This is a genomic window from Acidisoma sp. (assembly GCF_035492295.1).
Classification (GTDB): Bacteria; Pseudomonadota; Alphaproteobacteria; order Acetobacterales; family Acetobacteraceae; genus Acidisoma.
Window position 1 is genome coordinate 1 of record NZ_DATJJK010000198.1, and the last position, 20,250, is coordinate 20,250.

Annotated in this window: 17 protein-coding genes; 5 read left to right on the forward strand and 12 right to left on the reverse strand. The window is 63.7% G+C overall.

Annotation, left to right across the window (positions count from 1 at the left end):
• Positions 1-746, reverse strand: a 746-nt coding sequence (locus VL752_RS15095; protein WP_325356682.1) for an ABC transporter ATP-binding protein, incomplete at its 3' end; no start/stop codon positions are given.
• 194 nt (positions 747-940) lie between these two features.
• Between VL752_RS15095 and VL752_RS15100 the strand changes: the two genes are divergently transcribed.
• Genes VL752_RS15100 through VL752_RS15110 form a run of 3 tightly spaced genes read left to right on the forward strand, consistent with a single transcriptional unit; the run spans position 941 to position 4,104 of the window.
• Positions 941-2,299 (forward strand): ABC transporter substrate-binding protein, encoded by a 1,359-nt coding sequence (locus tag VL752_RS15100; RefSeq protein ID WP_408863139.1) that lies wholly within the window; start codon positions 941-943, stop codon positions 2,297-2,299.
• Positions 2,300-2,353: 54 nt separating this feature from the next.
• Complete coding sequence (locus VL752_RS15105; RefSeq protein WP_325356684.1) at positions 2,354-3,274, forward strand: carbohydrate ABC transporter permease; 921 nt, start codon at positions 2,354-2,356, stop codon at positions 3,272-3,274.
• Positions 3,274-4,104, forward strand: coding sequence for a carbohydrate ABC transporter permease (locus VL752_RS15110; RefSeq protein WP_325356685.1), 831 nt, complete (start codon positions 3,274-3,276; stop codon positions 4,102-4,104). Before VL752_RS15105 ends, VL752_RS15110 begins: the two co-directional genes overlap by 1 nt.
• A 76-nt stretch (positions 4,105-4,180) precedes the next feature.
• Here the strand turns inward: VL752_RS15110 and VL752_RS15115 are convergent, their stop codons facing one another.
• Positions 4,181-5,257, reverse strand: a complete 1,077-nt coding sequence (locus VL752_RS15115; protein ID WP_325356686.1) for a threonine aldolase family protein — start codon at positions 5,255-5,257, stop codon at positions 4,181-4,183.
• Positions 5,258-5,376: 119 nt separating this feature from the next.
• Here VL752_RS15115 and VL752_RS15120 point away from each other — a divergent pair, with 119 nt between their 5' ends.
• Complete coding sequence (locus tag VL752_RS15120; RefSeq protein ID WP_325356687.1) at positions 5,377-6,498, forward strand: Gfo/Idh/MocA family protein; 1,122 nt, start codon at positions 5,377-5,379, stop codon at positions 6,496-6,498.
• Positions 6,499-6,522: 24 nt separating this feature from the next.
• Here the strand turns inward: VL752_RS15120 and VL752_RS15125 are convergent, their stop codons facing one another.
• The 10 genes from VL752_RS15125 to VL752_RS15170 form a co-directional block, all read right to left on the reverse strand.
• Entirely contained in the window at positions 6,523-6,663 is a 141-nt protein-coding gene (locus VL752_RS15125; protein ID WP_325356688.1) for a hypothetical protein, read from the reverse strand.
• A gap of 188 nt (positions 6,664-6,851) precedes the next feature.
• Positions 6,852-7,814, reverse strand: coding sequence for an ABC transporter substrate-binding protein (locus VL752_RS15130; RefSeq protein WP_325356689.1), 963 nt, complete (start codon positions 7,812-7,814; stop codon positions 6,852-6,854).
• Positions 7,815-7,921: 107 nt separating this feature from the next.
• Positions 7,922-8,923, reverse strand: coding sequence for an ABC transporter permease subunit (locus tag VL752_RS15135; RefSeq protein WP_325356690.1), 1,002 nt, complete (start codon positions 8,921-8,923; stop codon positions 7,922-7,924).
• 165 nt (positions 8,924-9,088) lie between these two features.
• Positions 9,089-10,675: a sugar ABC transporter ATP-binding protein gene (locus VL752_RS15140; RefSeq protein WP_325356691.1), complete on the reverse strand. Its 1,587-nt coding sequence runs from the start codon at positions 10,673-10,675 to the stop codon at positions 9,089-9,091.
• 176 nt (positions 10,676-10,851) lie between these two features.
• Positions 10,852-12,345 (reverse strand): CoA-acylating methylmalonate-semialdehyde dehydrogenase, encoded by a 1,494-nt coding sequence (locus VL752_RS15145; RefSeq protein ID WP_325356746.1) that lies wholly within the window; start codon positions 12,343-12,345, stop codon positions 10,852-10,854.
• A 29-nt stretch (positions 12,346-12,374) separates the two neighbouring features.
• On the reverse strand, positions 12,375-13,175 hold the full coding sequence (gene iolB, locus VL752_RS15150; RefSeq protein ID WP_325356692.1) for a 5-deoxy-glucuronate isomerase: 801 nt from the start codon (positions 13,173-13,175) through the stop codon (positions 12,375-12,377).
• Positions 13,175-14,059, reverse strand: a complete 885-nt coding sequence (gene iolE / locus VL752_RS15155; protein WP_325356693.1) for a myo-inosose-2 dehydratase — start codon at positions 14,057-14,059, stop codon at positions 13,175-13,177. The genes iolB and iolE overlap by 1 nt, the downstream gene beginning before the upstream one ends.
• A 52-nt stretch (positions 14,060-14,111) precedes the next feature.
• Entirely contained in the window at positions 14,112-15,983 is a 1,872-nt protein-coding gene (gene iolD / locus VL752_RS15160) for a 3D-(3,5/4)-trihydroxycyclohexane-1,2-dione acylhydrolase (decyclizing) (RefSeq protein WP_325356694.1), read from the reverse strand.
• Between the two features lie 26 nt (positions 15,984-16,009).
• Complete coding sequence (locus VL752_RS15165; protein WP_325356695.1) at positions 16,010-17,923, reverse strand: bifunctional 5-dehydro-2-deoxygluconokinase/5-dehydro-2-deoxyphosphogluconate aldolase; 1,914 nt, start codon at positions 17,921-17,923, stop codon at positions 16,010-16,012.
• 115 nt (positions 17,924-18,038) lie between these two features.
• Positions 18,039-19,016 carry a MurR/RpiR family transcriptional regulator gene (locus tag VL752_RS15170; RefSeq protein ID WP_325356696.1) on the reverse strand — a complete coding sequence of 326 codons (978 nt, stop codon included), beginning with the start codon at positions 19,014-19,016 and terminating at the stop codon, positions 18,039-18,041.
• Between the two features lie 237 nt (positions 19,017-19,253).
• Between VL752_RS15170 and iolG the strand changes: the two genes are divergently transcribed.
• Positions 19,254-20,246 (forward strand): inositol 2-dehydrogenase, encoded by a 993-nt coding sequence (gene iolG, locus VL752_RS15175; RefSeq protein WP_325356697.1) that lies wholly within the window; start codon positions 19,254-19,256, stop codon positions 20,244-20,246.
• Positions 20,247-20,250: the final 4 nt, after the last annotated feature.

The window sequence follows — 20,250 nt, forward strand, 5'->3', positions numbered from 1 at the left end:
GTTGCCTGCACGGCGCTCGGCAGTAAGTTCATCTTGGGTGAGCCGATGAAACTCGCGACGAAGAGGTTGCGCGGTTGGCGATAGAGTTCGAGCGGCGCGCCGATCTGCTCCACCGCGCCTTTGTTCAACACCGCGATGCGGTCAGCCATGGTCATGGCTTCCACCTGATCATGCGTCACATAGATCATCGTGGCGCCCAGCCGGTCGTGCAGGCCCACCAGTTCGACGCGCATCTGCACGCGTAGTTCGGCGTCGAGATTGGAAAGCGGTTCGTCGAACAGGAACGCTTTCGGCTGCTTCACGATCGAGCGGCCGATAGCGACGCGCTGGCGCTGACCGCCCGACAACTCCTTCGGCCGACGTTCCAGCAGATGGCCGATCTGGAGGATCGCGGCGGCCTCGGTGACACGTTTCGCGATTTCCTCCTTCGGCACCTCGGCCACTTTGAGTCCGAAAGCGATGTTTTCGCGCACCGTCATATGCGGATAGAGGGCGTAGGATTGGAACACCATGGAAACGCCGCGGCGGGCCGGCGGCCAGCGCGTCACGTCGTCGCCGCCGATCAGGATACGGCCGGCGCTCGGTTTCTCGAGGCCCGCGATGCTGCGCAGCAGCGTGGTCTTGCCGCAGCCGGAGGGACCTACGAAGACCATGAATTCCCCGTGGCGAATCTGCATCGAAATGTCGTTCAGAACCTGGGTCTCGCCGAAGGTCTTATGCAGGCGTTCGATGCCGACTTCAGCCATTCAATCCTCCCTTCGGGTATCTTACCGAAACGGTCCGGTTGACACTCTTGCTGCCGCTCCCTTACAGGATTGTGTTACGGATAACAATTCGCCGCGCCCGCGGGAGCGCGCTTCCCCCGACGTCCGGGAAGTGCGGGCGTCGATAACCATCAAACGACCGAACGCGATCAACGCGTCGGACAAACCGGGGAGGAATGCGCGTGAAAAGCTGGTCTCTAGGTCTCGCGACCGTGGCGGCGCTTTATGCCGGCGTCGGTCATGCCCATGCATGGTCGCTCAAGGAAGCCTCCGCCCCCTACAAGGGCACGACCATCACCGTGGTCGGTCTCGACCGCCCGAGCTACAAGATCGCGCAGCAGTTGACGCCCGAATTCGAAAAGGAAACGGGCATCCATGTGCATTGGAACATCTTCCCCTATGAGGACACGCTCAAGGAAGAGACGCTGAACTTCATCTCCAACAGCCAGCAGTTCGACGCGATCCTTTCCGACGTCGTCTGGCCGGTGAACTTCGCCGATCCGGGCTGGGTCTTGCCGCTCAGCAAGTTCACGTCGGATGACAAGCTCGCCGATCCCGATCTCGACCTCAAGGATTTCTTCCCCGTCTGGCTCGCAAGCTTCACGGTAGACAATAAACTCTATGGCCTGCCCTTCGATTCCTATGCCGGCCTGCTGTACTACAACAAGTCGATGCTGAAGGCGGCCGGGTTCGACAAGCCGCCCGCCAGCTGGGACGAGCTCGAGAACACCTATCTGCCGAAGCTCTCCGACAAGTCCAAGGGTGTCTGGGGCTATGCGTTGCAATCGGCCCGCGGCGAGACGCAGACGGCCGATGCCTTCGCCCGTTTCCTCTGGCCATGGGGCGGCCGCTTCATCGACTATGACAACAAGACGATTTCGGTGAACGCACCCAATTCGGTCGCCGGCATCACCTTCCGTCAGAGCCTGCTGAAATACATGCCCGACGGCATCGTCTCCGACGATCACAGTCAGGTCGTGCAACTCTTCGCGCAGAAGAAGGTTGCCATGATCACCGAATGGTCGGCCTTCTACCCGACGCTCGCCGCCTCCAACCTCGGTGACGATCTCGGCATCGCTCCCGAGCCCAAGGGTCCCAAGGGCGGCTACTCGGCCTTCGGCGGCTTCGCCTATATGGTGAGTTCGCAGATCAACAAGAAGCACCAGGACGCAACGTATTTGTTCATCCAATGGCTAACCTCGAAGGCAATGGCCAAACCGCTGATCGAGGGCGGTGCGGTGGTCGCGCGGCAGAGCGCGGACGAGGATTCCTCCGTCCAGGCCAAGTTCCCGAACCTGGCGCCGATGGTCGACACCTGGGAGCACTCCACTGTGCCCGACTGGCGGCCGCAGCTCGGTTGCTACCCGCGCTTCTCGGACATCGTCTCCGACTGGGGTTCGCGTATCGAGCTTGGCCAGGTCGCGGTGCAGGCCGGTCTCGACAGCATGGAGAAGGATCTCACCGGCTACATGAAATCCTCGAATTGCTGGGGCAAGATCAACAACCCCGAAGCGGCGATGGCGCAATATAAGTAAGGACGGTCAACGGATACCGACGACCCGATCCAAGACGGCGCGCGGAGTTTCAGGATGAGTGACAGAGTGCAAGACCGCGCGCCGCCCATGGCTGTTGCTCCACCCAGCTGGCGTGAGAAGATGGAGCCTTGGTTCTTCATCCTTCCTTCCGTCATCCTGTTGCTGGCGATCGGCCTCTATCCCGTCATCTACACGCTGGTCGCCTCGCTTCAGTCCTGGGTGATGGGCATGGGGCCGCCGAGCTTCGGCGGCCTGCAAAACTATGCCCACGCCTTCACCTCCAGCGATTTCGGCCATTCAGTGCTGCGCACCCTGGTGCTGATCGTCATCACGCTGCCGATCGAACTCGCGCTCGGGATGATGATCGCGCTCGCGCTCGACTCTCAGAATTTCCTGGTTCTGCGGCGCCTGCTGCAAATTTGCCTGGTCATCCCGATCGCCATCACGCCGTCCGTCGTCGGCCTGCTCACTCAGCTCATGTTCAACCAGCAGCTCGGCATCATCAATCACCTGCTGGGTTATATCGGCATTCCCGCGCTTGACTGGCTGGGCCGGCCACTCTCGGCCTATACGACCGTGCTCATTGTCCAGATCTGGGAATGGACACCCTTCGTCGCCCTTGTCCTTTCGGCCGCTCTCTCCACCGTGCCGCAGGACATCGACGAGGCAGCCGTACTCGAAACCGAGCGCTGGTGGCCGCGCTTCCGCTCCATTCAGCTGCCCTTCATGTGGCCCGGCATCACCGCGGCCCTCGTCTTCCAGACCGCCTTCACGATCAAGGAATTCGACATGATCTATACGATCGAGAAAGGAGGCCCGGGGACCGCCACGGAAACGGCGGTCATGCAGATCGAGCGTATGGCCTTCCGTGGTTTCGACGTGGGTCTGGCCGCCGCGGAATCGATCCTCATGCTGGTGCTGTCGATCCTGCTGGCCCGCATCTATATCCGCGTCTTCTACCGGGAGATGGACTGATGTCCGATCTGCGCGCGCCGCTGCTCCGCCTGCTGCAAGCGGTCGGTCTCGTCGTCACGCTGCTCCTCATCCTCTTTCCGCTCTACTGGATGGTCACGGCCTCGCTGAAGACGGAGAACGACCTCTTCTCCATGCCGCCGAAATGGTTCTTCGCGCCGACCCTCGCCGCCTATGCGGATGCGATCGAGAACACCGAGGTGCTGGGCAATCTGCTCAATTCGGTACTGGTGACCGTCTCGGCCGTGGCGCTCGGCCTGCTGGTGGGCGCCCCCGCTGCCTATGGCATTGCGCGCTACCGATTCCGCGGCCGGCGCGACGTCTGGTTCTGGTACGTCACGAACTGGATGCTGGTGCCGGTGGTGGTGCTCATCCCCTTCTACCTCACCGCCTCCTGGCTCGGCCTGATCAACAACCCCGTGGTGCTGATCCTGGTCTACCAGGTCTTCATCGTGCCGCTGGTCGTCTGGCTGCTGGTGGACCAGTTCAGCGCGGTGCCGGTGGCGCTGGAGGAGGCGGCCCAGCTCGACGGGCTGAGCCGGGTGAAGATCTTCCTCAAAATCTCCCTGCCGCTGGTCAAGCCCGGCATCGCGGTCGCCGCCATCCTCTCAGGCATCTTTGCCTGGAACGACATGCTCTATGCCTTCATCCTGACGCCCTCACCCGATGCCCGCACGGCACCGACCGTCGTGCTGAACTATCTCGGCGGCTATGTCATCCCCTGGCCGCAGGTGATGGCGACGTCCACCATGGTCTGCGCGCCTGTGATCATCGGCGGCATCATTGTCCACAAATACATCGCCCGGGGCCTCACCATGGGTGCGGTGAAATAACCGTCGAAGCTAGAAAAGGACCTGATTCACGGTTTGGACGAACCGCCATCGCGCTTCATCCAAACCGATCAGGCCCTCAGCGATTGCCGAAGCGCGCGGCAGCGGAAATGAAGTCCTCCACCGCCTGTCGCTCGGTTGCATAGGAGGTGACGAGACGGATCACCGCCTGCTCACCGCCGACCCGGCCTGTCCAGCGGTAGAAGCCGAAGCCCTCCGCCTCCAGCGCTGTCACAACCCCTTCCGGCATGACCACGAAGAGTTCGTTCGCCTGCACGGCATGCAGCATGGAGACGCCGGGTACAGCGCCGAGCCCTTCCGAAAGCCGCGCGGCTTGCGCATTGGCGTGGCGCGCATGGCGCAGCCAGAGATCGTCTTCCAGATAGGCGAGCAGCTGGGCGCTCATGAAGCGCTGCTTGGACCAGAGATGGGCTGCCCGCTTGCGCCGCTCAGCAAAGCCGCGCGCGCGGGCGCGGTCGAAGAAGATCACGGCTTCAGCCGCCATGGCCCCATTTTTGGTGGCGCCGAAGGAGAGCGCGGTCACGCCGGCCCGCCAGGTCATCTCCGCCGGCGAGCAGCCGAGATGGACGAGGGCATTGGCGAAGCGGGCGCCATCCATGTGGAGCGCGATGCCCTGGTTCCTCGTCGCGGCACCGAGGTCGCGCAGTTCCTCCAGCCCGTAGACAGCACCCCATTCCGTGGACTGGGTGATGCTGACGGCATGGGGCTGCATGTAATGCACACCCATCGCCCGCGCATGGTTCACCGGGCCCTCGAGTTGCTCAACCGTGAGCCGCCCGTCCTCGGTTGGCAGCCCCACGAGCTTGGCGCCGCCCGTGAAGAATTCGGGCGCACCGCATTCGTCGGTGTTGATATGCGCCTCTTCGGCGCAGAGCACGCTGCCGTAAGGCGGCACCAGCGTGCTCAGCGCGAGGGCATTCGCGGCGGTGCCGGTCGCCACCGGGAAGACCACGAGATCGGTCTCAAAGATGACCGCCAAACGGTCTGTCAGGCGGTCGGTCCAGGTATCGCCGCCATAGGAGGAGACGTTGCCTTCGTTGGCGGCAGCGACTGCCGCCATGATTTCAGGCGCAATGGGCGCCACATTGTCGCTGCAGAAATTCCAGGCGCTCTTAATCGGGATCGGGCCAGCCACGGCAGAGTCTCCTACTGAAGAAAGTCACCTTTGCCATGGGTGGAGGCATTTCCCAAATGCACATGACCGGCGGCCCGGGACGTGGCAATATCGATCAGACGTTCCAGGACACCAAAAATATGAAACAAAAACTTCGTATCGGCCTCGTGGGTTCCGGCTTCATGGGCCGCACCCATGCACTGGGCTTTCGCGCCGTCGGCGGTGTCTTCGACCTGCCCCTAGAACCTAGCCTCGAACTGCTCGCCGATATCAGCCAAGAGGCCGCCGAAACGGCCGCCTCCCGTTTCGGCTTTGCCCGCGCCACGGGAGACTGGCAGGCGCTGGTTGCCGATCCGGCAGTCGATGTGGTGGACATCACGGCGCCGAACAAGCTGCATGCACCGATCGCGCTCGCCGCCCTGGCGCTTGGCAAGCCGGTCTATTGCGAGAAGCCGCTCGCCCCCACGGCGGAGGACGCCTTCGCCATGGTCCAGGCCGCGGAACGCGCCGGCGTCGTGACGCAAGTGGGCTTCAACTACATCTGCAATCCCATCCTCGCTTTGGCGCGGGAGATGATCGAGGCCGGGGAACTCGGACAGATCTGGGGGTTTCGCGGCATCCATGCGGAGGATTTCATGATCGACCGCCGCACGCCCTGGACTTGGCGGCTGGACCCTGCAGGCGGCGCCGGCGCCATTGCCGACATCGGCAGCCACATCATCGGCATCGCGCGATTCCTCCTTGGCCCCATCGCGGCACTTGCCGCCGACGTCGAGACGGTCATCGGCGAAAGGCCCCTGCCCGGCCAGCCAGACGCGCGCCGCGCCGTCGCGGTCGATGACCAGGCAAGGCTGCTGGTGCGTTTCGCCCGGGGCTGCCGGGGCACGATCGAGACCAGCTGGCTGTCTTCCGGGCGACAGATGCAGCTGGAATTCGAGGTCATCGGTGAAAAGGGCGCACTCGTCTTCAGTCAGGAGCGGTTCAACGAACTCCGCTACTACAAGGTGGAGCCGGATCGGAGCCGCAACGGCTTCCGGACCATCCTGGCCGGCCCGGAACATCCGCCCTATGGCGCGTTCTGCATCGCCGGCGGCCATCAGATCGGCTTCAACGATCTCAAGGTCATCGAAATTCGGAATTTTCTTGCGGCCCTCGCGGGCGGTCCGAAACCCTTCGCCGATTTCCGCGAAGCCTATGAAGTGCAGCGGGTGATCGACGCCGCCCTGCTTTCGGGGCGCGAGGAGCGCTGGGTGCGGCTTTAAGAGCCGATACCCGGCGTGGGAAGGCTACCCACTAATACCGTGGTAATGGAGCGCAATCCAAATCATGAGAGCCAGGAAGGCGATCATGGCGATTGGCGTTATCAATCGCCCGAGCTTCGCGTCGGCCAATTGCCTTTTCTGGATGGCGAGGTCTTCCTCGTCCACGGCGGTTCCTCTTCAAAAGGCCGCTAAAAACTGCGGTTTTTTGTTCTCCATGCATTTGGCGGTCGGTTAATGGGCAAAGTCAATTATCACTTCGGCTAGGCCTGAACCTGGCCTCAGATGACTAGCCCGGGGTTCGGGCACGCGAACACCCCGGGGAAGCATCCCCGGGGTGTTCGCATCCGGCGAGGTTACTTCGTCGCCTGGGTCGGGTCCCAGCCCCCATAGCTGTTGACATTGTCGATGGTGATCAGGGTCGGCGGCAGCAGCACCACTTTGGAGGGGGGCGCCTTGCCGTTGACGATATCCACCGCATAGGCATAGGCCTTGGCCGCCATGCCGTAGGGGTCCTGCGCCGCAGAGGCCTTGATCAGACCATCCTTGTTCTTGATTTCCGGTACGATATCGGGCGCGCCGTCCACCGAGGTGATGAAGAACTCCTTGCGGTTCTGCTGCTTGGCCGCCAGTTCGAAACCGATCGCCGTCGGGTCGTTGATCGCGAAAACAGCGTCGATCTTCGAATAGCGGGTCAGCAGGCTTTGCCCCACGGCGAAGCCGCCATCGCGCGAACCCATGGCGTTCTGGTTGTCGGACAGGATCTTGATGCCCGGATTGGCCTTCAGCACCTTCTCGCAGCCATTGACGCGGTCGATGACGGAAGACACCTGCGGGCCGTTGACGATGACGACGTTGCCGGTCTTGTTCGGCAGATGATCGACGATGTACTGGCAGGATTCCTGACCGGCCTGAACGTTGTCGGTCATCACCGTCACATCCGCGCCCGTCGCCGCGACGTCGAAGGCGCCGATGGCGATACCCGCGTTATGCGCCTTCATCAGCGCCGGGGCGATCGCCACCGGGTCGGCCGCATTGACCATGATGACCTGCGCGCCAGCCGCGATGAAATTGTCGATCTGCGTGAACTGCTTGTTGAGATCGTAGTCGGAGGAGACCGCGGTGATCTTGGCACCCGGGGTGATCTCCTTGGCCTTGGCGATGATGCCCTTGTCGGTCGCGGCGAAATAGGGGTTGCCGAGCGAGCCCACGGTGATGCCCACCATGGTGACGTCCTTCGCCATGGCGGCGGAAGAAAGGCCGGCGACCAGGACAGCGCCGAGCGCCACCGCCGACACTCCGTTACGTGCAAACTTCATTGTCGTTCCTCGTTTTGAATATTGGGAAGCCAGTGGCACTCGCCACCTCTCCTCATGCGCGGACCCCGGGCCCGCGCATGCGAAACCTCAGCAGAAGGCGCAGCCTTTCAGGTGCGACCCTTGTGGTCGAGGCGATAGCGGTCGAGCGCGACGGCACCGATGATCACCAGACCTTTAACGATGAATTGCCAAATATCGGACACGCCCGAAAGAACGAGACCGTTGGTGAGGATTGCGATGATCAGCGCGCCGATCAGCGTGCCCCAGATGGAGCCGATGCCGCCCGTGAAGCTAGTGCCGCCGAGAATGACCGCGGCAATCGCATCGAGTTCGTAGCTTTGGCCGAGCTGCAACCCGTTCGCGGCGTAAAGCCGGGCGGCGGACATGACGCCCCCAAGGCCGGCGAGAAAACCCGATGTCGCATAAACGAACATCAGGATGCGCCCGACCTTGATGCCGGTCAGCCGCGCGGCGTCTGGATTGCCGCCGACCGCGTAAATGCGCGTGCCGAGCACCGTCCGCCTGAGAATGAACCACGAGACCAACACCACGACCATCGCGATGATAACGAGCCAGGAGACGCCGAAGAGCGTCGCATTGCCGATGAAAGCGAAGGGCAGGTTGGGATTGAAGATGGTGCGATCTGCGCCGAGCAGGCGCGCGATGCCGCGCACGGCGGTGAGCGAGCCGAGGGTCACGATGAAGGGTGGCAAGCGGATGACGGAAATCAGGAATCCGTTGATCAGGCCGAAGCCAAGGCCGATGAGTAGGCCCGCCACCACGCCCAGCATGCCGAAGCCCGGCACCAGCGAGAAGATCAGGGCACCCATGGCCGAGGCCGCGAGGATCGAGCCCACCGAGAGGTCGATACCCGCAGTCAGGATGACGAAGGTCATGCCTGCAGCCAGAACCGTATTGATCGCCGCCTGCTGCAGGACGATCGAGGCATTGGTCAGGCTGAAGAAGCGCTCGTTCTCCAGCCCGAAACCGATGCAGAGAAGAATGAGCACCGGCAGCATGCCTGCATATTGGAGCAGGGCCCGCACACGTTGCTGATGCGACAGCGACGCCTTGGTCGTCGCACCCGGCCCACTCGCAACCTCAGCCATGGAACGTCCTCACAGTTTTTATCGTTTCGTGTCAAAAGCGGTAGCCCGACGAAAGCGACGGACGCAAGCCGCACTTTAGAACTTTTCTACCCAATCCGGGCATACATCGTAACTTTCAACACGATATAGCCTGAATAGCTTTTCAAAAGGAACCAAACGTAGCGGTCAGGCCGCTTCGGCAGCTGATATGTCCGTCACCAGTTCCATGATCGCCTCCTGGGTAATGGGCCTGTCCGGGTGGCTCGTGACCTCGCCCACCAGATGCCCGTCCCGCATCACGACGACACGGTCCGATACGCCGATGACCTCGGGCAATTCGCTGGAGATCACAACGATGGCGGCTCCCGTGCGGGCCAACTGGTCGATGATGCGATAGATCTCGGACTTGGCGCCGATGTCCACGCCGCGGGTCGGCTCATCCAGGATCAGCACCCGTGGATTTGTTTCAAGCAGGCGCGAGAGTAATACCTTTTGTTGATTGCCGCCCGAGAGGACGCCGACATTGATATCGGCATTCGGTGCCCGTACGGCGAGCTTCTTGATCGCCTCCGCCGCCCGACGGCGCGCGGCGCCGAGATTGAGCACGCCGCCGGCCTTGGCGTCCTGCTCGATGACGTTGATGTTGACATTGCCGCTGATGCTCATGTCGAGAAACAGACCGAGGACCTTGCGATCTTCGGTGAGATAGACGATGCCGGCAGCAATCGCCTCTTGCGGGCTGGTGATATGCCGCTCCTGACCGGCCACGATAACCTGGCCATGCGTCTTCGGATCGGCGCCATAAACAAGGCGGGCCAACTCTGTCCGGCCGGAACCCACCAGCCCCGCAATGCCCAGAACTTCCCCTTCCGCAACCTGGAAGGAACAATCGTGCACGCGATCTCCGTCATCCATGTTGCGGACTTCAAGCGCGATCTTGCGGCCTTCGGCCGGCGCACGATGTTCCTTCTTGTAGAAGGAGGAGGATTCGCGCCCGACCATCATGCGGACCAGGGTTTGCGGGTTAAGCTCGGCGCGCATCAAGGTGCCGACCATTGCACCGTCCCGCAGCACGCTCACCCGGTCCGAAAGCTCGTAGACCTCGGCCATGCGGTGGCTGATGTAGATGATGGCGATGCCTTCGTTGCGCAGTGTACGGATGATGGTGAAGAGCTTGTCAGCTTCGCGCGCGGAGAGTGCGGTCGTTGGTTCATCCATCACCAGGATATGGGGATGACCCGCGAGCGCGCGGGCGATCTCGACCAGCTGACGCTCGGCGATGGAGAGGCTCGCGACCTTGTCGGCCGGGCCGAAGGGCGCGGCCAGCCGTTCCAAATAGGGCTGAGCGGCCGCATTCATGGCCGCGCGGTCGATCATGCCGTGACGGCGCATCTCCTCTCCCAGGAACATGTTCTCAGCAACCGTCAGGTTCGGTGCCAGCGCCAGTTCCTGATAGATGACGGCGATGCCGCTGCGGCGGCCGGCGAGCGGATCACCGATTTCAAGCTTCTTGCCGTCGATGCGGATCTCACCGCCCGGATCGGCGTGATAGGCCCCGGAGAGAATCTTCATGAGGGTGGATTTGCCAGCGCCGTTCTCGCCCATCAGGGCGTGGATTTCGCCGGAATAGGCAGTGAGCGAGACGTCCCGCAGGGCGGACACCATTCCGAAAGTCTTGCTGATGCCGCTCATTTCGAGCGCCACCGCGCCACCACGCGCTGTCTTGCTCTCCGTCGCGGCTTCATCCTGCACATTTGCAGCTGAATCGCTCATTTATTTCCCCCTCAGCCGTATTACGCTGATTATTACTCTCACATGAGGTGAGACAGGCACGGCATCAGAGTCAAGCCACTAGCCCAAAATCACAGGACTCCAAACTGGTTGCGCTGCGTCAAATGAAAAGTCTCCGGCCGCGTGCGGGGCCGCCGGAGACGGAAATCGGGCGGAGGTCAGCCCAGCGTCGGCATGATGAAGTCAGCGCCCGCACGGATGCCCGTCGGCCAGCGCGAGGTCACCGCCTTATAGCGGGTGAAGAAGCGAATGCCCTCCGGCCCATGCATGTGGTGGTCGCCGAAGAGCGAGCGCTTCCAGCCGCCGAAGCTGTGGAAGGCCATCGGCACCGGGATCGGCACGTTGATACCGATCATGCCCGCCTGCACACGATGTGCGAAGTTGCGTGCGGAATCGCCGTCGCGCGTGAAGATCGCGGTGCCGTTGCCGAATTCGTGTTTGTTGACAAGGTCAATCGCGGTTTCGAAGTCATCCGCGCGAACCACCGCCAGCACTGGCCCGAAGATCTCTTCACGATAGATCTTCATGTCGGGCTTCACCTCATCAAACAGCGTGCCGCCGATGAAATTCCCGTTCTCATAGCCCTGGAGCTTGAGCCCACGACCGTCGACAACGAGTTTGGCCCCTTCCGCGACGCCGGCATCGATATAGCCGGTGACCTTCTCAAGATGCGTCTTGGTCACCAGCGGACCCATCTCGTTGGTATTGTCCGTGCCCGGCCCGATCTTCAGCGCACGCACCCGCGGGGCCAGGGTCTCGATCAGCTTGTCGCCGATGCCGCCCACGGCAACCGCGACCGAAATCGCCATGCAGCGCTCGCCGGCAGAGCCGTAGGCCGCGCCCATCAACGCGTCCGCCGTCTTGTCCAGGTCGCAATCCGGCATGACGATGGCATGGTTCTTGGCGCCGCCCAGCGCCTGCACGCGCTTACCGTGCTTGATCCCCGTATTGTAGATATATTCGGCGATGGGCGTGGACCCCACAAAGCTCACGGCATGGATGCCGGGATGCTCCAGGATCGCGTCCACCACTTCCTTGTCACCATGAACGACGCCGAAGACGCCATCCGGCAGGCCGGCCTGCTTGAGCAGATCGGCGATGAAGAGCGAGGCCGAAGGGTCGCGTTCGGAAGGCTTGAGGATAAAGCAGTTGCCGCAGGCAAGCGCGGTCGGCAGCATCCAGAGCGGCACCATGGCCGGGAAGTTGAAGGGCGTAATCCCGGCGCAAACGCCCAGCGGCTGGCGCATGGAATAGGCGTCGATATCGCGGCCTACCTGCTCGGTGAAATCGCCCTTCAGCAGTTCCGGCACGCCGGTCGCGAATTCGATGACCTCCATGCCGCGGGTGACCTCCCCCAGCGCATCCGACAGCACCTTGCCATGCTCGGAGGTGATGATGGCGGCGAGGTCCTTCGCCTTCTGCTCGATCAGGTCGCGGAAGCGGAACATGACGCGCGCACGCGCGAGCGGCGGCATCGCCGCCCATTTCGGCCAGGCCGCCTCGGCCGCCTTCACGGCGGTGTCGACGTCCTTGGGCGTACCCAGCACGACCTGACGGGCGACCGAGCCATCGGCCGGCTGATAGACATTGGCGGTGCGGGTCGAGGTGCCGGAGGTCAGTTCCCCTCCGATATAGTGCTGAACAATGTCCATCATCGTCTCCAGGTCCGAGGTCCGGGCCGTTACCAGGTGAGAAAGGCGTGATCTGGGGACATGGTGAAGCGCCATTCGCGCACCGGTCCCGCCATCACATTGAGGTAGAAGAGATCAAACCCATGCGGCGCCCCAACCGGGTGGTAGCCTCGGGGAACCAAGACCACATCTCCGTCGCCGATGGCCATGGTTTCGTCGAGCGAGCGGTCGTCGGTATAGACACGCTGCAGGGCAAAGCCGGAGCCACGCTTGAGGCGGTGGTAATAGGTCTCTTCCAAATAGGTCTCACGCGGCGGGTCGTTCACATCGTGCTTGTGGGGCGGATAGCTAGACCAGTTGCCCCCCGGCGTCACCACTTCCACGACCAGCAGGGATTCCGCGGTCGCAGTGTCGGGCAGGATGTTGCGAACGTGGCGCGTATTGGTGCCCTTGCCGCGCACCTCCTCCCCCACGTCCGTGGGCGGGATGATGCGGGCGGGAAGCCTTCCTTCAGCCGGCGAGCTGCAGACCGCGACCTCGGCTTCGCCCTCGGCCTCCAGCGTCCACTCGGAATGGGCCGGAACATAGACCGACCAGGGCAGACCTTCGAAGACCGAGTTCCGCTCCCCGAGCAGGCCGAAATCCTGATCGCCTGCGGCGATGCGCACGCGGCCCGAGAGGATGACGAGGCAGACCTCGTTCCCTTCGGTGGGGCGCGAGACGACCTTGCCGGGCGGCAGTTTCAGGACGGAAAAGCCGACATAACTCCAGCCGGCCGAAGCCGGAGTGATGTGATGGATGAATCCGTCGCGGTCGGGTGCGCTCGGATGAACCAACAATTTCGATGCCATCAGAGAAGCCCTCCCTCGCGCAGATAGGTTCGCAGATTGGCATAGCCCATGGTCGCGTACTGAAGCGGATTGGCTTTCGCCGGATCCTGCTCGGCCTCCAGGACCACCCAGCCGGCATAGCCCGGCAGTGCGCGGAAGATCGAGACGAAGTCAATCGTGCCGTCTCCAGGCACGGTATAGATGCCATTCAGCACGCTTTTCAGGAAACTCCAGTCCTCGGCTTCCGACTGTGCGCGCACCGCGGACCGAATGTCCTTTGTGTGCACATGGCCAACGCGGTCGCGGTAGCGGCTGGCAAGGCGGGCCGGATCATCCCCGCCCCAGACCGCATGGCCGGTATCGAGCAGCAGTTCCACGGACGGCCCGGTATGGGCCATGAAGGCGTCGATATCCTCCGCGCTCTGCACCACGCTGCCCATGTGATGATGATAGACTAGGCGCATGCCTTGGGCTCGCATGAGGTCGGCCAACCGCGTCATCCGCGCGCCGAAGGTCTTCCAGCCGTCGCCCACGAGCTTCGGCCGGCGGGAGAGCGGCGTCTCGATCTCGCCCTGGACCGTGTTGGATGTCTCGCACAGAACCATGACTTCGGAGCCCTGGGATTTGAGCAGGCCGAGATGCTTCTGCATGGCGGCGAATTCGGCATCGCCGTCCCGTGTCAGCAGTTTCGCCGAATACCAGCCGGAGATGCAGGCGAGGCCGTAGGGGGCCAGTGCCGCCGTCAGCGCCTCCGGCGTGCGGGGGAACTTCTTGCCGAGTTCCATCCCCTCGAAGCCTACCTGCTTCGCCTCGCTCAGGATGGTTTCGAGCGTCGTCTCTCCGCCCAATTCGGGCATGTCGTCATTCGCCCAGCAGATGGGGTTCGCCCCAATGCGGATGGCCATGGCCAGAACGTCTCCTCAAAGATACGGGGCGGTTCGGCCGCCCCGCCTCGCTTCAATTGCCAATGAACTGGCGGCCGAGCGCGGCCACGTATTCTTCGCGCGCCGCGCGGACCTCGGCCCGTTCCGAGACCTCCGGAACCGCCACATCCCACCAATGGCCGCCGGCATCAGTGCTGGGCAGCGGATCCGTGTCGATGACGATCGCATAGCTGCGGTCGCTGGCGCGGGCGCGCTTCAGGGCATCCATCAGCCCCGCGAGGTTTTCAACCTTCTCCGAAACCGCGCCGAGGCTGCGGGCATGGAGGGCAAAATCGACCTCGGGCAGAACCTCGTGCCGCGCGTCCTTGAGCAGATTGTTGAAGCCCGCCCCGCCAGTCGCATGCTGCAGGCGATTGATGCAGCCGAACCCGCGATTGTCGAGGATAACGAGGGTGAGCTTGAGGCCGAGCATAACACTGGTGGCGAGTTCGGAATTGAGCATGAGGTAGGAACCGTCCCCCACCATCACGATGACCTCACGCGCCGGTTCCGCCATCTTCACGCCCAGCCCCCCTGCGATCTCGTAGCCCATGCAGGAGAAGCCGTATTCCATGTGGTAGCCGCCGGGGCGCTCCGCCTGCCACAGCTTGTGCAGTTCGCCCGGCAATCCGCCGGCGGCACAGAGCACCACGTCCGAAACCCGGCTCTGCCGCTGCACGGCACCGACCACTTGAGCGTCCGAGGGCAGCGCATTGCCGGCGGGCTCGGGCGCGTCGGTATAGCCGCGCGCCACATTGAACCAGGCGGCCTTCACTCCGGCCGCCTTCGCGGTCCATGAGCCAGGCGCCGTCCATCCGCCGAGGGCGGCGCCGAGTTCCATCAATCCCGCACGCGCATCCGCCAGCAGCGGCTGGGCGTGATGCTTGGCCGCATCAAAACCCTGGGTGTTGAGGCCGATGATCCGCCTGCCCTCACCCTGGAAGAGCGCCCAGGAGCCGGTGGTGAAATCCTGCAGCCGCGTGCCGACCGCGAGAATGACGTCCGCCCCGGACGCCATCTCGTTCGCTGCTCCCGTTCCGGTCACGCCCACCGCACCCATATTCATCGGATGGCTTGCCGGCAGCGCCGATTTTCCGGCCTGGGTCTCGCCCACGGGAATGCCATGGGCCTCGGCGAAGGCCGCCAGTTCGCGCTCGGCCTCCGCATAAAGCGTGCCGCCGCCACAGAGGATGAAGGGGCGCTTCGCCTCCCGCAGCAGCATAACCGCGGCCGCCAGTTCCACTGCATCCGGGCGCGGCCGGCGCGGCTGCCAGATCCGCTCCTCGAAGAAGGACATCGGAAAATCGTAGGCCTCGGCCTGCACGTCCTGGCACAGCCCCAAGGTTACCGGGCCGCACTCGGCCGGGTCAGTCAGCACCTGCATGGCGCGCGCGAAGGCGGGGATGATCTGCTCAGGCCGGGTGATGCGGTCGAAATAGCGGGAGACCGGGCGGAACGCGTCATTGGCGCTCACCGTGCCGTCCGCCCAAACCTCGATCTGCTGCAGCACAGGGTCCGGTCGGCGGCTCGCGAAGACATCGCCCGGCAGCAGCAGCAGCGGCAGGCGGTTGACATGGGCGACGGCAGCGGCCGTGACCATGTTCAGGGCACCGGGGCCGATGGAGGTGGTGCAGGCCATGACGCGGCGGCGGCGCAGCGCCTTGGTATAGGCGATGGCGGCATGGGCCATGGCCTGCTCGTTATGGGCGCGGAAGGTCGGCAGTTGGTCCCGAGCGCCGTAAAGCGCCTCGCCCATCGCAGCGACATTGCCATGGCCGAAAATGCCCCAGACACCCCCGAAGAAGGGAAGCGTGCGGGTTTCCCCCGCCGCCGTGTCCACCACCGTCTTCTGGGCTGCCATGGCGCGAACCAAAGCCTGGGCCATGGTGAGGCGAATTGTGCGCATCGTGAGCGTTTCCCGTTTTTCTTTCTTCAGGCGGCGCGAACCCGGCGCCCATTCTCCCATGCCGCGACCAGTTCCTGGAAGCGGTTCGCCATCTGCTCCACCGCCTCGGCGTCAGAAATCTGCCCCGAGAGCCAGGCCCGCGCCGGCTCGATATGGATGGTGCGGCCCACCGCGAAGCCCTTCACCACCGGGACACCGGCGCAGGCCCGGAAGGATTCGGCGAGATCGGCCATCGGCGCCTCCAGACCCAGCACCAGCACGCCGCGGCAATAGACGTCATTCGCCGTGATCGTCTCATTGATCCGGCTCCAGGCGGCGGCGCTTTTCTGCGGCTCGAGCTTCCACCAGTCGGGTTTGATGCCAAGATCGTAGATCCGCTGGATGACCCGGGGAATGGTGTCGTCAATCAGCGAACCGTGCTTGCCAGCGATGATCTCGATCAGAAGATCGCGCCCCTGGATCCGACAGGCGTCATAGACGCGAGCAAGCTCCCGCTCCTGCCGCAGACGCAGATCCTCCGGATCGTCAGGGTGGTAGAAGCAGAGGCATTTCACGACCTGCGCCATCGGCCACTCGGTAAGATGAGCACCGAGGCTGCCGCCGGCCTCGAAATCCAGCGGCCGGGAGCCGGTGCGCTCCACCGGCCGCGCGGTCCAGAGATTGTGATCAGCGGCGCGGAACAGCGCTTCGCGCCCGTAGCGGCCGTCGATGAACATGCCGAAACCCGGCCGGCCGGCCGCCACCCGCGCCGCCGCCTGCACGGCAAGCACCTTGAAATCCGAAATCTTCTCGAACGGCGCGCCAACTTCGCTTGCGACCGTTTCGAGTTGCACGCGATGGTCGATGGCGAGTGCCATGATGCCGGGTGGGCTCGCAGTCCGCGTCGTCGCCCAATGGATATGGTTCAGATCCGCGTCGAAACGCAGCGCCCGCTGCTTGCTGCCGTGTGCGAGGAAATATTCGAGTTCGGGAAAGGTCGGGATTTCGGGCGAGCAGAGCAGCCGGGACACCGCGAAGGCGCCGCAGGCATTGGCATAGGCACAGCAGGTTTCGAGCGTTTCCCCACGCAGCCAGCCGCGCAGGAAGCCGGACATGAAACTGTCCCCCGCCCCGAGCACATTATAGACCTCCACGGGGAAGCCCGGACCGCGCACGCCCTCCTCCAGACTATCGGGAATGGCATCAGGGAAGACCACGCAACCCATCGGCCCACGCTTGCAAACGATGACGGCGGCGGAAGCCGCGCGGATCTTGCGGATCGCCTCCAGCGTATCCTCGGACCCGCCGGCCACATGCAGCTCTTCCTCGGTGCCGACGATGAGGTCGCAAAGCGGCAGCACGGGCGCCAGATGCGCAGTCACCGCATCAGAGCGGATATAGCGGCTCTCGCCCGCATCGTGGCCCGCCAGCCCCCAGAGGTTGGGGCGATAATCGACATCGAAGATGACCCGCCTGCCATGCTGCTTCGCGATGCGCATCGCCTTGAACTGCGCGGCCGCCGTATCCTCGCGCGCGAAATGGGTGCCGGTGACAACGACAGCGCCGGCCGAGGCGACGAACCCCTCGTCCACATCCGCCTCGCACAGCGCCATGTCCGCGCAGTTGTCGCGATAGAAGATAAGCGGAAAGGTACTGCTGTCGCGCACGCCGAGTAGGACGAGGGCGGTGAGCCGCTTGGGATCGACGGTGACGCCGCGCGTCTCCACTCCTTCGCGCGCCAATTGCTCGAGGATGAAGCGGCCGACCTGCTCATCCCCGACCCGGGTCAGCAGGGCAGAGCGCAGGCCGAGACGCGCGGTGCCGACCGCGATATTGGCGGGGCAGCCGCCGATCGCTTTGCTGAAGGAGCCCATATCCTCGAGACGCCCGCCGATCTGCTGCCCGTAGAGATCCAGGGAGCAGCGGCCGATCGTGATGAGGTCGAGCGTGGGAGCGGCCATGGGGAATCCCTTTCTGGCGGATCGGTCCAACCGGCCATGGCAGCGGCGCGGAAGGGTTAGGCGTTTCCTGGAACAGCGGCTTCACGCCGCCTTTGCTTCTGGAAAAATAAAACCACTATTCCAAATCCTCGTCAATCCGGTCCGAATTTTCCTTTTTCTCATCCCGCCGAATTGGCGGCAGATCGCCCGAACGCTTGCTGACCAGCGCGATGGCAAGCGTCGTGGCCAGGGCGAAGGAGGCCGAAAGCGACCGGAAACCGCCATAATCGGCCTCAGCCACCTCCAACCAGACGGAGGAGACCTGGACCAGCGGCGAAAAGGGCGAATCGGTAATGCCGACCACGGGAACGCCGCGCTGGAAGGCCGCGCGCGCCGTCGCCAGCGTCTCCGTCGCGTAAGGCGTGAAGCTGACGGCAAGCAACACGTCCTCAGGTTCGATCAGATCGGTCTGCCGCGCGCCGAGGCCGCCGAGCTGGTCCACCAGATCGCAGCGCGCGCCAAGCTTCTGCAGCGCATAAAGGAGATAGACCGCAACCGGAAAGGCTCGCCGGACGCCCACGATATGGATGGTGTGCGCGGCGGCCAGCCGCTCGACCGCCTGCTCCAGCGCGTCGACATCGACACTCTGCCGAAAGTCCCGCGCAGACGCGCAGGAAGCTTCGACCAGCCCGTCCAGCAGGCTCAGCGCGTCGCCACCCTGATTGTCCTCATGCAGCGCCTCGAGGCGCAGGTTGTAGTCAGGCCAGCGATTTCGGGCATGGGACTGGAAGACGAGTTGCAGCTCGGAAAAGCCTGAATAGCCCAGCGCCTGGGCGAAGCGGATCATGGTGGAAGGCTGCACATGAGCGAGCTTGGCGAGTTCGGCGACGCGACCGAAGGCGATCTCCTGCGGGTGCTGGACCGCGAAATCCGCGACCTGCACCAGCCGCTTGGGCAGACTGTCCCGTCTCTCGAGAATGAGCGCCCGCAGCGCGCGGAAATCACGCGGCACTGCGCCCTCCTGCGGCGCCGCCGTCATCGCCTCCTCCTCAGCCTCGCCAAAGCTCTGCGGCGAACCCCCGCCATGGGACCCTCCGCCATCCTCAATCGTCATGCAGCTGCATCTCCCGTTGACAACCGATAGACCAAATGGAATGTTTCTTCCATATATTCCATCAAGAAATAAAGACGCTCCAAGCGCACTGGGAGGCGCCGGCTTACCGAAGACCCCACCTCAGGCTCCTGATGCCCCGGTCGCGGCCCGGATGGAAGGTGTCCGCGCCGTGGAGTTAGAGGGTCCGGCACCGACTACGTCCCAAGAAGACACGCCCAACACGAAAGAAACGTCACCATGATCCGCTTTTCCGTCCTCGGCTGCGGCCGCATCGGCACCATGCACGCCCGCAACCTCGCCCGGCATCCGCAGGCCCGCCTCACCTCGGTCTTCGACGTCTTCACCAAGGCCTCGGACGCCATGGCCGCCGAGCTCGGCGTCAAGGCCGCTGCCTCGATCGACGAGGTATTGGCCGACCCCGAGGTCGATGCCGTGCTCATCGCGACCTCGACCGACACCCATGTCGAGCTGATCACCCGCGCTGCCCGCGCCGGCAAGGCTATCCTTTGCGAGAAGCCGATCGCGCTCGACATGGCCAAGGTCGAGCAGTGCTGGGGCGAGATTCGCGATCTCGGCGCGACCGTCATGATCGGCTTCAACCGCCGTTTCGATCCCTCCTTTCGCGCCGTGCATGACCGCATGATGGCGGGCGAGATCGGCAAGCTGGAGCAGGTCATCATCACCAGCCGCGACCCCGGCCCGCCGCCGATCGCCTATATTAACGTCTCTGGCGGTCTGTTCCGCGACATGACCATCCACGACTTCGACCTCGCCCGCTACTTCGCCGGCGAGATCGTGGAAGTGCAGGCCTTCGGCGCCAATCTCGTGGACCCCGCGATCAAGGCAGCCGGCGATATCGACGCCGCGATGGTGACGATGCGGGCCGCCTCCGGCGCCCTCGTCCACATCAATAACAGCCGCCGCGCCTCCTACGGCTACGACCAGAGGCTCGAGGTTTTCGGCGAAAAGGGCATGCTGATCGCCGGCAACCGCACGGCGACGACGGTACAGTCCTTCTCCGCCAGCGGCACTGGTCAGGGCGATGTCGTTCTGCCCTTCTTCATCGAGCGTTATGCCGAGGCCTATGCCGCCGAAGTCGGCCATTTCGTGGAGAGCGTCGCAGCCCGCACCACGCCGCTCACGAGCTTCCGGGATGGGGCAGAAGCGCTGCGGCTTGCCGATGCGGCGCTCGAAAGCCTTTCTACCGGCCGCGTCGTGAAACTCGGCTGAGGAG

Excerpts from the sequence above, each read along its gene's own strand:
- VL752_RS15100 (WP_408863139.1), top strand. The coding sequence starts at position 941 with ATGCGCGTGAAAAGCTGGTCTCTAGGTCTCGCGACCGTGGCGGCGCTT.
- VL752_RS15105 (WP_325356684.1), top strand. The coding sequence starts at position 2,354 with ATGAGTGACAGAGTGCAAGACCGCGCGCCGCCCATGGCTGTTGCTCCA.
- VL752_RS15110 (WP_325356685.1), top strand. The coding sequence starts at position 3,274 with ATGTCCGATCTGCGCGCGCCGCTGCTCCGCCTGCTGCAAGCGGTCGGT.
- VL752_RS15120 (WP_325356687.1), top strand. The coding sequence starts at position 5,377 with ATGAAACAAAAACTTCGTATCGGCCTCGTGGGTTCCGGCTTCATGGGC.
- VL752_RS15130 (WP_325356689.1), bottom strand. The coding sequence starts at position 7,814 with ATGAAGTTTGCACGTAACGGAGTGTCGGCGGTGGCGCTCGGCGCTGTC.
- VL752_RS15135 (WP_325356690.1), bottom strand. The coding sequence starts at position 8,923 with ATGGCTGAGGTTGCGAGTGGGCCGGGTGCGACGACCAAGGCGTCGCTG.
- VL752_RS15140 (WP_325356691.1), bottom strand. The coding sequence starts at position 10,675 with ATGAGCGATTCAGCTGCAAATGTGCAGGATGAAGCCGCGACGGAGAGC.
- VL752_RS15145 (WP_325356746.1), bottom strand. The coding sequence starts at position 12,345 with ATGGACATTGTTCAGCACTATATCGGAGGGGAACTGACCTCCGGCACC.
- iolB (WP_325356692.1), bottom strand. The coding sequence starts at position 13,175 with ATGGCATCGAAATTGTTGGTTCATCCGAGCGCACCCGACCGCGACGGA.
- iolE (WP_325356693.1), bottom strand. The coding sequence starts at position 14,059 with ATGGCCATCCGCATTGGGGCGAACCCCATCTGCTGGGCGAATGACGAC.
- iolD (WP_325356694.1), bottom strand. The coding sequence starts at position 15,983 with ATGCGCACAATTCGCCTCACCATGGCCCAGGCTTTGGTTCGCGCCATG.
- VL752_RS15165 (WP_325356695.1), bottom strand. The coding sequence starts at position 17,923 with ATGGCCGCTCCCACGCTCGACCTCATCACGATCGGCCGCTGCTCCCTG.
- VL752_RS15170 (WP_325356696.1), bottom strand. The coding sequence starts at position 19,016 with ATGACGATTGAGGATGGCGGAGGGTCCCATGGCGGGGGTTCGCCGCAG.
- iolG (WP_325356697.1), top strand. The coding sequence starts at position 19,254 with ATGATCCGCTTTTCCGTCCTCGGCTGCGGCCGCATCGGCACCATGCAC.